At 45.6% G+C, this 14,795-nt stretch carries 17 protein-coding genes; 6 read left to right on the top strand and 11 right to left on the bottom strand.

What is annotated here, in order from left to right; translation table 11 throughout:
* Nucleotides 1-4: 4 nt before the first annotated feature.
* Complete coding sequence (locus LEPBO_RS0127335) at nucleotides 5-292, top strand: NIL domain-containing protein (RefSeq protein ID WP_017290776.1); 288 nt, start codon at nucleotides 5-7, stop codon at nucleotides 290-292.
* 12 nt (nucleotides 293-304) lie between these two features.
* Here LEPBO_RS0127335 and LEPBO_RS0127340 read toward each other — a convergent pair whose 3' ends face one another.
* Nucleotides 305-946: a cadmium resistance transporter gene (locus LEPBO_RS0127340; protein ID WP_017290777.1), complete on the bottom strand. Its 642-nt coding sequence runs from the start codon at nucleotides 944-946 to the stop codon at nucleotides 305-307.
* Between the two features lie 125 nt (nucleotides 947-1,071).
* Here LEPBO_RS0127340 and LEPBO_RS0127345 point away from each other — a divergent pair, with 125 nt between their 5' ends.
* On the top strand, nucleotides 1,072-1,959 hold the full coding sequence (locus tag LEPBO_RS0127345) for a prohibitin family protein (RefSeq protein WP_017290778.1): 888 nt from the start codon (nucleotides 1,072-1,074) through the stop codon (nucleotides 1,957-1,959).
* A 386-nt stretch (nucleotides 1,960-2,345) separates the two neighbouring features.
* Nucleotides 2,346-2,747 carry a ferredoxin gene (locus LEPBO_RS43690; RefSeq protein ID WP_036044940.1) on the top strand — a complete coding sequence of 134 codons (402 nt, stop codon included), beginning with the start codon at nucleotides 2,346-2,348 and terminating at the stop codon, nucleotides 2,745-2,747.
* 10 nt (nucleotides 2,748-2,757) lie between these two features.
* Here the strand turns inward: LEPBO_RS43690 and LEPBO_RS0127355 are convergent, their stop codons facing one another.
* A complete protein-coding gene (locus LEPBO_RS0127355; RefSeq protein WP_017290780.1) occupies nucleotides 2,758-3,696 on the bottom strand; it encodes a LysR substrate-binding domain-containing protein in 939 nt (312 codons plus the stop codon).
* Between the two features lie 214 nt (nucleotides 3,697-3,910).
* On the opposite strand from LEPBO_RS0127355, the gene LEPBO_RS0127360 reads away from it, so the two are divergent.
* The gene (locus tag LEPBO_RS0127360; protein ID WP_017290781.1) at nucleotides 3,911-4,357 is read left to right on the top strand and encodes an RrF2 family transcriptional regulator; all 447 of its coding nucleotides are present in this window, start codon (nucleotides 3,911-3,913) and stop codon (nucleotides 4,355-4,357) included.
* Nucleotides 4,358-4,767: 410 nt separating this feature from the next.
* On the opposite strand, the gene cysK is transcribed toward LEPBO_RS0127360, so the two are convergent.
* The 4 genes from cysK to ssuD all read right to left on the bottom strand — a co-directional run bounded on the left by cysK (nucleotide 4,768) and on the right by ssuD (nucleotide 7,607).
* Nucleotides 4,768-5,760, bottom strand: a complete 993-nt coding sequence (cysK, locus tag LEPBO_RS0127370) for a cysteine synthase A (RefSeq protein ID WP_017290783.1) — start codon at nucleotides 5,758-5,760, stop codon at nucleotides 4,768-4,770.
* Nucleotides 5,761-5,902: 142 nt separating this feature from the next.
* On the bottom strand, nucleotides 5,903-6,106 hold the full coding sequence (locus LEPBO_RS0127375; protein WP_017290784.1) for a hypothetical protein: 204 nt from the start codon (nucleotides 6,104-6,106) through the stop codon (nucleotides 5,903-5,905).
* 37 nt (nucleotides 6,107-6,143) lie between these two features.
* Nucleotides 6,144-6,326 (bottom strand): hypothetical protein, encoded by a 183-nt coding sequence (locus tag LEPBO_RS42510; RefSeq protein ID WP_144056283.1) that lies wholly within the window; start codon nucleotides 6,324-6,326, stop codon nucleotides 6,144-6,146.
* Nucleotides 6,327-6,452: 126 nt separating this feature from the next.
* Entirely contained in the window at nucleotides 6,453-7,607 is a 1,155-nt protein-coding gene (ssuD, locus tag LEPBO_RS0127385; RefSeq protein ID WP_017290786.1) for an FMNH2-dependent alkanesulfonate monooxygenase, read from the bottom strand.
* 304 nt (nucleotides 7,608-7,911) lie between these two features.
* Between ssuD and LEPBO_RS0127390 the strand changes: the two genes are divergently transcribed.
* A complete protein-coding gene (locus LEPBO_RS0127390; RefSeq protein WP_017290787.1) occupies nucleotides 7,912-9,684 on the top strand; it encodes an iron uptake porin in 1,773 nt (590 codons plus the stop codon).
* A gap of 203 nt (nucleotides 9,685-9,887) precedes the next feature.
* Nucleotides 9,888-10,379 (top strand): MgtC/SapB family protein, encoded by a 492-nt coding sequence (locus LEPBO_RS38460; RefSeq protein WP_239741231.1) that lies wholly within the window; start codon nucleotides 9,888-9,890, stop codon nucleotides 10,377-10,379.
* A 1-nt stretch (nucleotide 10,380) separates the two neighbouring features.
* On the opposite strand, the gene LEPBO_RS0127400 is transcribed toward LEPBO_RS38460, so the two are convergent.
* The 5 genes from LEPBO_RS0127400 to LEPBO_RS0127420 form a co-directional block, all read right to left on the bottom strand.
* Entirely contained in the window at nucleotides 10,381-11,034 is a 654-nt protein-coding gene (locus tag LEPBO_RS0127400) for a DUF4333 domain-containing protein (protein ID WP_017290789.1), read from the bottom strand.
* Nucleotides 11,035-11,036: 2 nt separating this feature from the next.
* The gene (locus LEPBO_RS0127405) at nucleotides 11,037-11,450 is read right to left on the bottom strand and encodes an ExbD/TolR family protein (RefSeq protein WP_017290790.1); all 414 of its coding nucleotides are present in this window, start codon (nucleotides 11,448-11,450) and stop codon (nucleotides 11,037-11,039) included.
* Nucleotides 11,451-11,455: 5 nt separating this feature from the next.
* A complete protein-coding gene (locus tag LEPBO_RS0127410; RefSeq protein WP_017290791.1) occupies nucleotides 11,456-12,148 on the bottom strand; it encodes a MotA/TolQ/ExbB proton channel family protein in 693 nt (230 codons plus the stop codon).
* A gap of 22 nt (nucleotides 12,149-12,170) precedes the next feature.
* The gene (locus LEPBO_RS0127415; protein WP_144056284.1) at nucleotides 12,171-13,286 is read right to left on the bottom strand and encodes a hypothetical protein; all 1,116 of its coding nucleotides are present in this window, start codon (nucleotides 13,284-13,286) and stop codon (nucleotides 12,171-12,173) included.
* Between the two features lie 81 nt (nucleotides 13,287-13,367).
* On the bottom strand, nucleotides 13,368-14,504 hold the full coding sequence (locus LEPBO_RS0127420) for a sulfate ABC transporter substrate-binding protein (protein ID WP_017290793.1): 1,137 nt from the start codon (nucleotides 14,502-14,504) through the stop codon (nucleotides 13,368-13,370).
* Between the last annotated feature and the right edge of the window lie 291 nt (nucleotides 14,505-14,795).

Consider the following 14,795-nt stretch of genomic DNA (forward strand, 5'->3'; position numbering starts at 1 on the left):
TTTGATGCAGTCAGTTTCTAGATACGATCGTCACATCAGAGTTCGCATTCATCTACAGATTCCGATGATCTATCGACATCAGCCTGTAATTTCTGATTTGATTTCAGTATCGGGTTTGGCTGTGAATATTACAGCGGCAATGCTCGGGAGCAATACAGACGACTGTGGTTACTTTGATTTAGAACTCAGAGGCACACCCCAGCAGATTAGTCATGGACTTGCACATCTAAAATCACTCGATCTAAAAGTCATTGGAAAGCCGAACTCGGATGGAGACGAATGGCACTATTGAAAGATGAATCAGTTAAGTTTGAGCTTTCAGTAAGCTGAGAAATGTGTGAGTCTTGTTTTCCCAGAGAATGTAAAATCCCAGTGCAATCAAAACAAAGGGGATAATCCGATGCCCATAATTCATCAGTGGACGAGCAATCAGACGATGCGTAGCGAGATACTGTGCGATCGCACACCAAATTGCAATCATGATGAGGAAAACGACCAAAATCACAATTAACTCAAGCCAAGTACTACTGGCAAATAGAGGAAGATAAATGCCAATATTGTCGCCGCCGTTTGCGATCGTGACTACAGCAACTTGATAAGTTTGAGGATTCAGAAATTGAGCAAAAACAGAGCGAGATGACTGAGAGACAGTTTGCACAGGTTCATCGTCCTCTTGCTGAAAAAAGCTAGAAATGCCGATTGCGATAGGAACTAAGCCCAGTAGCCCAATCCAAGGGCGAGGAATGAGCAATCCGCCGAAGAAACCCGGTAAGCTAATCAGCAACAGCACAGCAAAGCCAAGATATTGCCCTGTAATAATATGATGCCGTCGGAACGTGCGATCGATTTGAGAAAAGAACAGCATCAAAACCAGAATATCGTCCAGATTAGTTGCTGCAAATGCAGTGATTCCAGTAACTACGGCACGAATCAAAATTTCAGGCATAGGATTCGATAACTTTAATCGATTGAAATAGCATGATTGATAAACTGAGCTTTAAAAGAATACATTCAGATAGAGCCTTCTCAGCATTTGTTGTATATTAGCGGAAACTGCCTCAATCCTTGCTCATGACGAAATCTCTGGACTCTGAACCGTCAAGCATTGCGAATTCAACCCGAAAAATCAGTAAAAAAAGTGGTCGCGACGCGAGTATTGCTATTCAAGTCATTCTGGTCTTGCTTTGTTTAGCATTGATCTCCAGCTTTATCGTGATTGTGCGAGCAGGAGAACGCGGAGTCTTGATGAAATTTGGTGCAGTTCAAGACAGCGTGTTGGGAGAAGGCATCCATTTCATTGTGCCGATCGTTGAAACTGTAGAAAAGCTCAGCGTCCGCGTTCAGAGCCAGGAAATTTCAGCCGAAGCTTCTTCTAAAGATTTGCAGGATGTGTATGCAGATGTAGCGCTGAATTGGCATGTGCTTCCGCAAGAGGCGAATTTGATCTATCAGCAGATTGGGAATCAGCAAGCTGTCATCGATCGCATTATCAACCCGGCGATCGAAGAAGTGCTCAAAGCAGTCATGGCAAAGTACACGGCTGAGGAAATCATTACAAAGCGAGGAGAAGTCAAGACAGGCGTAGATCAGGCTCTAACAGAACGCTTGAAGCCGTATCATATTGCCGTCGATGATTTGTCATTAGTGCATATTCACTTCACACAGCGATTTAGCGATGCAGTTGAGGCAAAACAAGTTGCAGAGCAAGAAGTAAAACGGGCTGAATTTGTTGCATTAAAAGCAGTCAAAGAAGCAGAAGCGAGAGCCAATCTAGCACGAGGAGAAGCAGAAGCTCAGCGACTTCTGCAACAAACGCTCACACCGGAATTACTGCAAAGACAAGCGATCGAGAAATGGAATGGGAGCCTTCCACTAGTCGTTGGCGATGAAAGTTCTACAGTATTGGATCTAAAGAAATTGATGAAAACAAGCTTGCCTGGAAATGCTGCAACAAAATAGTTCAAAATGTATTCCAAGCGTTACTCAACTGATCAAAAAGTTAACGATTTCATCGGACTTTCAACGCCATTTCATCGCTAATATCAAGATATCCTGACATTAGCCGAGCGTTTTTTCTGGTCACTTTGGCGCTGAATCCAGTGTTCAAATATCACAGGTCAAATCTCTCCTAGTAAAGTCAAGATTACAAGCCTTAATGGATAGTAGTTCGAGCTAAAACTCCTGCGACGCATCGTGTTTTTGTTCAATTCCTCTATTTTTGAGAGAGTTACTGAACATTGTAAAAATCGAAGTACGATCGCGCTTGCATCTCCTAAAAACTCGGACTACGCTACAAATCAAAGAACCTCATATTCAGTCCGACGAACAAAGGAACGGTGACAGCTATGACACAATCAATGAGCCTTGAAATGCAACGGGGTCTACAAGCCCTCACCACGTGCAAAAAAACCTGCACGACAACGCTCTCGTACTACTTGCACAGCAACACGCAAGATCGCGATTTGTCATTGATGTGCTTGCTGCGAGACTGTGCAGAAATGTGTCTGATGAGTACTAACTTAATGATCGATGGATCTGAATTCATGGGACGCACATTCTTGATCTGCGCTGAAATGTGCGATCGCTGTGCAGCAGCTTGTGAAATTTACTCAGACGATCCGCAAATGATGGCATGTGCTGAAGCTTGCCACGCTTGCAGCCAGTACTGTAGTTCAATGGGTCGATTATCGAGCGCTTACTTCCGTCGCCCGAATTTCGACACCTTCGAGGCCTTAGTTGCAAGCTAAAAACCCAGGTTCAAATCACGCTATCCTGCAATTCAGGCATCAAAATTTTCTCAAAAGCACAGATCGATTGAGTGCGAAACCGCTTTTGATGCCTGAGTTTGAAAATTGGCTGAATAATTTCTAAAATCGCGCGATCGCATCTTTGGTCATCTTCGATCTCGATCGCCCTAAGCGTTTCCAATTTCAGTTCTTTCTCGACCATCAGTTCTGGTAAAGCTGCGGCTCCAACTCCTCGCTCGACCACAGCTTTGACCATTTCACTCGTACTGAGTACCAAAGCAATTTGCAGTTCAGATAATTCAACACCCCAATCATCCAGCGCTTGCTCGAACATCTTCTGTGCGCCTGAACCGGATTCGCGCATCACCCACGATGTTTTTAATAAGTCTTCTACAGCGATTTGAGGATGGGTAAACCAAGAATGCGATCGACCGACCACAATCCTCAGCCGATCTGTGCCGATCGCTTCTTGCTCTAATAGCTCTTTTAAGACAGGCTTCACATCGCCTGTGACTAATCCTAAGTCAAACCGCCCTAATGCAGTCCCTTCACAAATTTCTTCTGCATTTCCTAACTTACACTGCACCTGAATACCTGGATATTGCTGCTTGAATTGGCTAATTTTGTCAGGAAGCCAATAATTTCCGATCGTTAAACTCGCGCCGATTTTTAGCTCTCCACGCTGCAAATTGTTTAGCTCTCGCAATTGACGTTCTGCGAACTCGACTTGATCTAAGATTTTCTGCGCTTCCAACTGAAATAAACGCCCCGCATCTGCCATTTCAATGCGGCGACCAATGCGGTGAAATAACTTTACGCCATACTCCTGCTCTAAGCTCTGGATAGCTGCACTCACAGCAGGCTGTGTAATGTAGAGAGCTTCGGCTGCACGGGTAAAGTGCAATTGCTCAGCAACGGCTAAAAAAATTCGTAATTGTTCCAGGGTCATAGTCGTAATTGAGGTTGGATGCTTACGCCGTTGGAAATTTTTCAATCATTTTGCGTAATTTGAACGCAATTGTGAGCATAATGACAACAAAACCACATTAAATCGATCAAGATAGAGTAGTTGAATCGTGTTGGCATCTTATCACACCCAGACTTTTTCGAGAAAAAAGCTTCTGGAGTTGCTTACACCCCTCTCATCCATATTGAAAGTCACCATGAAACAGTCTAGTAATTCATTATCTGTGCCTGCCAAGATTGAGTATGCGTTACTGGCGCTCTTAGAATTGGCAAGCCAATTTGACAAAGCAACCCCGCTGAGAATTCACGATATCGCCGGTCGTCAGCCCATTCCAGAGCGGTACTTAGAACAGATTTTTAATCTGCTGCGACGTGGTGGACTGGTTCAAGGTCTACGCGGAGCAAAGGGAGGATATACGCTGACTCGCGAACCTCGATCGATCACGATCGCAGAAATTGTGACATTGATAACGGGAGAACCGATCGAGAATCGATCAAGCGTGAACTTGGAGCGAGAACTCTTATCAGAAGTGTGGAAACAGGCTCAAACCGCTTCTCATGAAGCGTTGCAGCGCTGCACGTTAGAAGATTTAGTCCAGCGCTGTGCTGCTCGCAAGCAGAAATCATCCATGTTTTATATCTAGCACTTGTGATCAGTGGGCTTGTATCTTAGTCTTTGCTTGCTAATAGGGGAATCTAATGAGCTACTGTCTTTGCTGCTCTGAGAAATTACTACGTCATGTGCGATCAACGGGTGTGTATTGGTTTTGCTCGAATTGTCGGCAAGAAATGCCAAATGTAGTTTGCTTATCTCCAAAATCTGCAATCAATTCTCGCGTCACGATCGGAGGGAATCGTGCTGAGATTTGATCCTTTACTTTTACTCACGCTGGTTTGTACAGCAAGTATTGTCATCCTGATTGGAATTGCTTTTATCCCAAAATGGTTCTATGACTTTTTGCTGTAGAATCCTCGATTCGCACCATAATAAAAATCCCCCAAATTCTCTAAATTTGGGGGAAAACAGATACCATCTCGAAATCTAAATCTAAAACTAGCTCACCGACGAAAGTGAGCGGCTTGCACCATTGAGCGGCGCAACTTCAATCTCGGTGAGATCTTTAAACAATGCAGTACTCAGATAGCGTTCGCCAAAGCTCGGTTGTACAAAGACAATCAGCTTTCCAGCATTCTCTGGACGCTTTCCGACCTGAATCGCAGCAGCAAGGGCAGCCCCCGATGAAATTCCAGATAGCAATCCTTCTTCTCTTGCTAAGCGACGACTATACGCGATCGCATCTTCACTGCTAACTTGAATCACTTCATCAATTAACTCAGTGCGCAAGACTTCCGGCACAAACCCTGCTCCAATCCCCTGAATCTTGTGCGCTCCAGGTTGCCCACCCGAAAGAACATGACTCTCAACAGGTTCAACTGCGATCGCTTGAAATCCAGGCTTACGCTGCTTCAAAACTTCTGCCACACCCGTAATCGTTCCGCCTGTGCCAACACCCGCGATCAAAATATCAATCTGTCCATCGGTGTCTGCCCAAAGCTCCTCAGCCGTAGTTTCGCGATGCACTTTAGGATTAGCTGGATTGCGAAACTGTTGCAGCATGTAAGCATTTGGGACTGAATTCACGATTTCCTCAGCCCGTCGAATCGCTCCTTTCATGCCTTCAGTTCCGGGCGTTAGCTCAAGTTGAGCGCCATAGCCTTTCAGCATAGCTCGACGCTCCAAGCTCATCGTATCTGGCATCGTCAAAATCAATCGATAGCCTTTCGCTGCCGCCACCATTGCGAGTGCAATTCCAGTATTGCCTGAAGTTGGCTCAACTAAAATCGTGCGACCTGGTTCGATCAGTCCCGCCTCTTCAGCAGTCTGAATCATACTTGCCCCAATCCGATCTTTCACGGAAGCTGCAGGGTTCATGCCTTCTAGTTTGGCGACGATTTGAGCAACAGCCCCTTCTGCCTGAGGGATATGATTGAGGCGAACTAATGGCGTTTTCCCAATTAACTCTGTAATATTTTTTGCAATTCGCATTGCGCTACTCCATGGTGATGAGGGAGATCAATTCAGTCCCAAACAAATTCAGTCCCAAACAAACGTGCATATCACCCGCCTCTATTTATCATACTCCGATAAATCGATGGGAATTATGGAATTTATGAAAACTTAAGACCGTTTAACGCGCAAAACGGCGAAGATAACGGGATTTCCAAAGAGAACGATAGCTCCAATGCAAAACGTGGAATGTAGAATCTCTCGGTGCTTCAGGAGGTTTGACTTCCCAAATATCTCGAACTCCCGACTCATATTTTTGCGATAATTTCGTTCCCCAAAATTCATCGACTGCAAGTTCTTGCTCGATGCGATCGTAAAATGCCATGAGTGTGTTTCCTTGAGTTCTAGAAAGGCAAACGCTTCTAATGCCAAATATTCCAAGTCTCAGCAAGCTCGATCATTTCCTCGCTGCTCAAGTTGAGAATGACTCCATCCGCAGTACAGATACAAATTCGTGTATTCCCGCATTGTTTTTGCAACAATTGCGCGATCGGCACAAATTCTAGACACAGCATCGGATCAAAGACTAGATCTTCTCTGTTCATCAACAGAAGATTTCCAGTTCTACAAAGGATCAAACTAACGCGAGATTTCCTAAAAAGCTCGGGTGAACATGCAACTAATTGTTGCATGACCTGTTGTTCGTAGAATCTATCTGTCATATTCAGACCTCAATCGACAGTCGCCGGTGTACTACTTTGCTTTGGAAATTTTTCGTTTGCAACAATCTCTCCGAATGGACTAAACATCACCTGCTGATCGATTGGCTGTGCATGACTGAGAGGAAGTCTAGGGAATAACAGTTCTGCAACTCGATAGGCTTCTTCTAAATGCGGATAGCCTGACAGAATAAAATGATCAATTCCTAGCGCTGAGTATTCTAGGATTCGAGCTGCAACGGTATCGGGATCGCCGACCAGTGCTGTTCCCGCTCCTCCTCGAACTAAACCTACACCAGCCCACAGATTCGGACTAATTTCTAAAGCTTCACGGCTACCATTGTGCAACTGAGTCATTTGACGCTGCCCTTGAGAATCCATGCGGGCATAGGCTTTTTGTGCTGCCGCGATCGCATCTTCATCCACATAGCGAATCAACTGATTTGCAGCATCCCAAGCTTCGCTCTCAGTTTCTCGCACAATCACGTGCAGGCGAATACCAAACTTCAGCGATCGTCCTTGTTGTTCTGCGAACTGACGCACAGATTTGATTTTTTCAGCAACCTGACTAGGAGGTTCACCCCAAGTCAAGTAAGCATCAACATGCTTTGCCGCAATTTCTTTCGCAACCGGAGACGATCCCCCAAACCACAGGGGCGGATAAGGCTTCTGAACCGTTGGAAAAAGAAGCTTTCCACCCTGAACGTCTAAATGATCGCCTTTGTGCGTGATTTCATTGCCTTGAGCAATTTCGCGCCAAACGGTAAGAAATTCATCCGTTAAATGATAGCGATCGTCGTGGCTCAAATGCAGTCCATCTCCTGCTAGTTCGACCGGATCGCCGCCAGTCACAACATTAATCAACAACCGACCATTTGAAAGTCGATCAAATGTTGCTGCCATCCGAGCCGCAACTCCAGGCGAAACTAATCCTGGACGCACTGCAACTAAAAACCGCATCCGCTGAGTGAGCGGCATCAATGTAGAGGCAACAATCCAAGCATCTTCACAAGATCGACCTGTCGGTAACAATGCTCCAAAGTAGCCTAAATGATCCACCGCTTGAGCGATCTGCTTCAAATAGTCATAGTTCGTCGATCGCCCTGCAATCGAAGTTGCCAGGTAACGACCATCCCCATGAGTTGGAATAAACCAAAGAACTTGCACGCTTTCTCTCTCCTAATCTACGGTATTGAATCGTATGTACCGGATTACTTAGATTTAAGCTGCTAGTATGTCACAGACATAATCGAGCAGAAAAGTACTTCTGATACAAATCTCTAGGGATTTAAAAATTTGCGCTTTGTGAATAAAAAAGTAACAATCGCCCCTTGCTTTCTTCAGGAAGTTCATGGCAGTATTATTTTGAATACGATAATTCGATCGACATTACGTAGATTATCTGAAGGTTTCGATAATTCAAAGCGTCTGCGGCACGATCTTATTTCTGATTGGTGTGAGGAATTTAACAATGCGGAAGAGCATTTCGAGCTTGCTTTGGGCATCGCCCATTGTGTTAGGAGTGAGCCTGTGGAGCCAAGCAAACGCGGCAGAAGTTAAAGAACTGCCTGCGAGTTCTGAGAACTCTCTCAGTCAGCTTGCAGCCTACGGCAGTGAAACCAGCGAAGTGAATGCTGCTGGACAAGTTACATCCGTTTCCCAACTGTCTGACGTGCGTCCAACAGATTGGGCATTTCAAGCCCTGCAATCTCTAGTTGAACGATATGGTTGCATTGCAGGCTATCCCGATCGTACCTATCGCGGCAATCGTGCATTAACCCGTTATGAGTTTGCAGCAGGTCTGAATGCTTGTCTCGATCGCGTCAATGAACTGATTGCAGCAGCAACGGCTGATTTGGTCAGAAAAGAAGACTTAGCAACCCTGCAACAACTCCAAGAACAATTTGCAGCAGAGCTGGCAACCTTACGCGGGCGAGTGGATTCTCTCGAAGCTCGAACCACGACACTAGAAAAGCAGCAATTCTCAACCACAACAAAACTCAGTGGAGAAGTTATCTTCGGTATTGCTGGTGTTGTGGGAGAAGATCGTGCGTTGAACTCTGATCAATGGCGAGTCATCAACGCGGCTCCCGCAGGTGCGGCGCGAGAAGCTGCTAGAACTGCCGCTTTTGGTGCAGCAGGGCGAGATGTGCAAGACAATACGGTATTGAGCAATCGGGTTCGATTGGATCTCAATACCAGCTTGACTGGCAAAGATCGACTCTTCACTCGTCTAGAGGCAAGCAATACAACTGCTTTTAACACTCCAGTCACCGGAACGAGCCAAACTCGTCTCGGTTACGATACAACGAACAATCCAGACAACAGTGTGCAACTGGGCAAACTCTTCTATCGCTTCCCTCTAGGCACGAATTTGAACGTGACTGTAGATGCGATCGGGGGTGAATTCTACGATAACTTCAACACCTTTAACCCCTTGTTTGCTTCTGCCTCCACTGGAAGTGTGTCTCGATTTGGTCGTTTTTCACCGATTTATCGAGCGAGTAACACTGGCTCAGGCAGCAATACCGGAGCAGGGGTCAGCGCAGTCTTAAAGCTGAGTGATTCTTTGAGCTTTTCTGCAGGTTACATTGCCAGAAGACCAAATGATCCAGCAGAATCGCGTGGATTGCTAGACGGAAGCTATGGCGCGATCGCACAGTTAGCTTTCCAACCGAATCGCGATTTCGCGCTTGGCTTATCTTATGCGCGATCGTACTTTAGCGGTGCGAACAATGATGTCTCTGTCTCTGGCGCTTATGGAAGTGCTTTTGCTAACCAACCATTTGGTAACGTTGCAACTTCCGCCAATCATTTTGGATTACAAGCGACCTATCGGTTTAGCCCTAAATTTACGGTTTCAGCATGGGGATTGTACACTCAAGCGATCGCTGAGAATGGTAAAGGACTCGCAACAGTCAATACTGGAGATAGAGCTGATATCTGGAGTTGGGCAGTGTCTCTCGGATTTCCAGATTTGGGTGGAAAAGGTAACTTAGCTGGCATCATCTTTGGTCAGCCACCTAAAGTCACGAACAGTGATTTTGGACCACCTGTATTAGGAGCAACAACAGCCCGCCGTCGGGATGAAGATACAACGCTGCATTTAGAAGGGCTGTATCGATTCCAACTTTCTGACAAGATCTCGATTACGCCCGGTCTAATCGTGATTTTTAATCCAGAAAACAACAGCAACAACGACACGCTTTATGTCGGTGTCATTCGGACAACATTCCGATTCTAGTTGCAGTTGAACTAAAGTTTCCGTGTTCACTCCAACCCTCTTGTCTCAAAGCAAGAGGGCTTTTTTTCATAGAACAAGTAGCAGTATTTCAATTGTTTCTTCGCTACTATTCTAGTAATCATTCACGCCAAGGTACTGCTCTGATGATTCTACAAAGCTTGCTAGTCATAACCGATAAAATGTTCATTCCTTCCAATGATTGGATGAACATTGCATTTCGTTTAACGCTATCGCTAATCGTAGGTTGCCTGATTGGAATCAATCGCCAAAAAGGAGGCAGACCCGCAGGAATGCGAACCTTTATGTTAGTGAGTATGGGGTCTGCTTTGTTCGTAATGCTTCCGTTGCAAGAAGGAGATAGTCCCTATGCTACCACGAATGCTCTGAGCCGTACCATTCAAGGCGTAACGACAGGCGTTGGCTTTCTGGGTGCAGGACTAATCTTGCAGCAGTCCTCGAAGAAGTCTGAACTCCCCAAAGTTCGAGGATTAACAACTGCGGCTTCAATTTGGATCGCAGCCGCATTAGGAGCCGCGATCGGGTGTGGTTTTTGGCAAACTGGACTGGTAGGTGCAGTTTTAACGTTGCTCACTTTAAGTGGAGTGAAGCGAGTTCAGAGATCGATTGTCATTCGATTGCCGCAAACTGGAAATTCTGCCCAGCAAGAGCGGGATAGAGATAGAGATCGCACCTAGCTTAATCGTTAAGTTCCTGCCAGCCTGTTTCGTCTTTAATCTGCGCTCCTGGAGGAACTGCCGATTTGCTCTCTGAAGTTGAAGAGGATGGAGTTGCAGCAGTAGTCGTAGTGTCTGGAGTTGCTGCTGGAGAAGGTAAAGCAGAGGTTGTCTTTTCTGAAACTGTCACTGTTCTGACTTCTTGCCAATTCACCTGTCCCTCGGGTTCAATTTTGACTAAGATTGCATCTGTCTTGTCCTTGCGAGTCAGTTGACACTCAAAACTATCACCAGGTTTTATGGCTCGATAGCTGCCGCCGCAAGTCACTCGCAATCCATTTTGTGGTGTAGCTTTGATCTTTTCTTGAAATTCAGCTTCTAGCTTTGCCAAATTGAGCAATCGCCAAGAATTGGGAATTTCCCATTTTGCTTTCCCTTCATTCTCTTGCTGAACGGTCACAAAGAAACCACCATCAGGATTTAGCTCGCCAGTACACTCAAACGTACTATCAGGTTGAATTTTGATGTTTGTCGGGCAATGGACAGATTTCACCGAAATGCCATTTTGCTGATTCAAGCTGGTTTTGATTTCTTCTTGTAGGCTAGTCACGTCAAACGTTTTTTCACACCCAGAAAGAATCGCTGTTCCAGCCAAGAGTAAGAGAAATTTTCGCATGGTTAATTACTTTCGATCGCAAGTGAAACTCGTTCTCCACCAATTTGCTGCATCGACCCTAAAACTTTCGCAAGCTGCTGATAAGAGACGGTGCGATCAGCTTTCAACAACACAGATCCTTGTGGACTTTTCGCGAGATAGCTCTGAATCTGCTGAGCCAGTTCGGTTTCAGAGACAAGTTTTTCCCGGATCGCAGTCTGCCCTTGTGCATTCAAGCCCACCACTAGAGATTCTGGAGTTCTTGCACTGGAGGGAGTTGACTTGGCATTGGGCAGATTGACGTTGAGCGTGCGTTGTTGATCGCTGAGCGTCATCGCCACAATAATAAAGAACGTGAGAATTGTCATAATCACGTCCATCATGGGAACTAAATTGACCTCTGGAATACCAGAATTTGACTTCGATTTAGAAAACATAAGCGCTATAGAAGAGATTGATTCGCGATCGCACGATTTTCCAACGACAGTTCCGATTCTGCTTTCAACCGCTTGTACCAAATGTGGCGGTAAATTAGCTCTAATCGGCACCCCACTTTAGAAAAGTAATCGACCTGTTTCGCTTGTAGTGTCACACACAGTCGAAAAATTAATAATGCAACGATCGCAACAATCATGCCTCCTGCCGTTGTGGTCAAAGCTTCCCCAATCCCTCCCGCAGCCTTAGAGGTATCGACAGATGAGCCGCCACCCCCAATTTTCAAGTTAATGAAAGTGATAATTAGACCCGTCACAGTTCCCAGCAGCCCAAGCAACGGCGCAACCGCAATCACTGTTTCCAATAACTTGTCCCCTTTTCGCATTAGGACAAACTCTTCTTCGCCTGCGGTTGCAAGTGCCAAATGAAATGTTTCCGGCTCTGGATAATCAAGTTGCAGTGCTGCGAGCAGAAAACGACCAATCGGCTGATCCGCTGCTCGAAGCGCGATCGCGGTTGCCTCATCTAAACTGTATTGTGCTGCATCCAAGACATCATGAGCGATCTTATCTTCGACTCGGAGGACTTGAACCCAAAAGATAGTTCGCTCAATCCCACAGGCGATCGTTGCCACTGACAACCCTGTTAGCGGAATCATCACCGGCCCACCTTTGGCAATCAAATCAAACAGAATAGACATAGGACATCCAAGATTAAGAGAACTAAACTGGCAAGTTTTTCCAAGCGACAACGAGCGTGTTTGCACCGTCTTTTGTTGGAACTAGATTGAGATAAAGTGTCACTGATCCTTTCTTAACTTGATAGAGGCTACCTCCCCCATACTGCTGCGGTAAATCTGTTACTTCATAGCCATTGTTCTGCAAGTTCGATCGAAAGTATTCATCCATCATCGTGTCTGCCTGGCTTGCGACTAAGCTAATGTTACGGATTCCGGCTTTCTGAACTTGCCCGTCATAAAACAAGGTCGGCTGTGCAAACAAAGTGGGATCAGCGGCTTGAGCATCTAGATTGCTCAAAATCTCGGATACTTCAGGCGGAACTTCTACCGCTTTTTTCAAATCTTCTAGTGTTCGAGGCGCATCTGCTAAAACATAAACCGTTCCTTTCTCACTTTGGAGAATACTCAGAAATTGCGCTTGCCCGTTGCGAGAAACTTGATAAACTGCGCGATCGACTGACTGGACTGTCAGCTTACTCTCATATTTCTTTTTCGCTAGCTCCTTAGTAAAGAAATCAGAGACCTTTGCGAGAGCATCGCTCGTTTGCAGACAAGACTGTAGCCCAAAACAACCCGGTTGAGCCGTTGGATAGATAGGGAAATCTGCCCAGTTGTTGCTGTCTGACTCAGCGGGTTTCGTCTCAGCAGGTTTCGTCGGTGATTGAGGGATCGGAGGTTTTGGACGATCGACAGGGCTTGCAACAGGCGGAATTGTTGTTTCTCGAACGGGTGTAATTCTTTGAGGTTGGGTTGGAGTTAAAGGCTTGGGCGGTGCTTTGGTCACTGCCGTCTTGTTCAAAGTCGGCAACTGAGTCACACGAACTTGTTTTTCTTGTTCTTTGGGAGGTGTGGGTTTTGGCTCATTCCCAGTTGGGATCAGCATCAATCCTACATGCAATCCTAGAGAAACTAGCACTGTTAACCAAACCCATTTAGCAGTACTACTCGGTTTAGCCACTTGAAACAGGGGTGAGATCTTCTCATCGGAGATCGCAACCTTATCCAGCACCGCGATCGCGCTACTATCATTCGGATTAACGCTCTTGTTTGCTGAAGACTCAAGCTGAGACTTGTGTGAATTTTGATCTGAAGTAAACAAAGCAACAACCCTACCTGTGATCATGAAGAAAAGGGGCAAAATGCCCCTAACTGTAGATACTGGAGAAACCGCGATCGAACTTTAGCGAGAAGCCTGAATCCGATCAAAGACTGCACCATCATCAAAAAATCGCTTCTGCGCTTCTGCCCAACCTCCAAAATCTTTGATCGTGTACAGCTTATTCACTTTTGGAAACTTCTTATCAAATTCCTTCGTAATGCTCGTATTGACGGGACGAAATCCGACTTTTGCAAATTCCCGTTGAGCTTCTGGGGTGTAAAGGAACTGAACAAATGCTTCTGCAACTTCCCGCGTCTTGCGTTTATTGACGACTTTATCCACGACTGCGATCGGGTTATCGATCGAGATATTATTCTGCGGGATCACGGTAAAGAACCCTGTTTCACCCTTTTGTGACGCTAAGATGACCTCGTTTTCGTAGTTAATCAGCACATCGCCCTGATTCTTCTTGAAGAAAATGTCACTCAGCTCCCGCGCATCTTTAGCAAGCACAGGAGCATTCTTAAACACTTGCGTCACATAGTCTTGAGCTTTCGCATCATCGCCACCTGTCTTACTGACTGCACCCCATAATGCCAGAAAGTTCCAACGGGCAACCCCAGAGGTTTTCGGGTTTGCTGTGACAACGCTAATTCCTGGCTTCGCTAGATCCGACCATCCTCGGACATTTTTAGGATTACCGGGACGGGTCACGAGTGCCACAACCGAACGACTCACCACTGCATCATTTGGAGCTTCTTTCTCCCAACCTGGATCAATCAATCCAGCTTTTTGAATGCGATCGACATCGAATCCAAGTGCAAGATGCACAATATCTGCTTCTAGTCCATCGATCACGGCTCTAGTCTGAGTGCCTGAACCGGCATAGCTTTCGACAAACTTAACCTCTTGGTTCCGTTCGCGCTTCCATTTCTGCTGAAACAATGGGATGACTTTTGAGTAAGCTTCTTTCGTCACCGCAAAGGATACTAGAGTAAGCTCAACAGTCTGCGGGTTTTGGCTGATCAACTGCTGCTTTGGCACAGGCGGCTGATCAGCAGTCTTGCCTTTATTCCGTAAAGTGTCGATCGCAGCAGAAGCAGGGATCGACAAACTGAAAGTGACTCCAGTAGCTACTAGAAGACTAGGAACTTTTAGGCTAGAAACTTGATGCTGAACCTTATCGAGCAGCGATTGGGCAAAAGAACGATTTTTCATAGATTGAGAATACTTTTAGAATAATCTACGATTGATTGATCGGCATTTAGTAGATTAGTTTGTATCAAGAGAATCTCACAAGTCGCATGAGAAAACAAGACCTGAAAAAATATTTTTTAGATGCGATTTGCCAATTTTTGAATGACTAGCAATTCATGCAATTTAAAGTATCGATACGAGTTCAATTGAGAAACAGTAATTTCTTACTCGCCTATAAGAGATTAGATATGGGGACTCATATTAAGAGGATGTTTGAAACGTATCGCTCATCGCATTCACCCGCCCCCGGAA

Source organism: Leptolyngbya boryana PCC 6306, assembly GCF_000353285.1.
GTDB lineage: Bacteria > Cyanobacteriota > Cyanobacteriia > Leptolyngbyales > Leptolyngbyaceae > Leptolyngbya > Leptolyngbya boryana.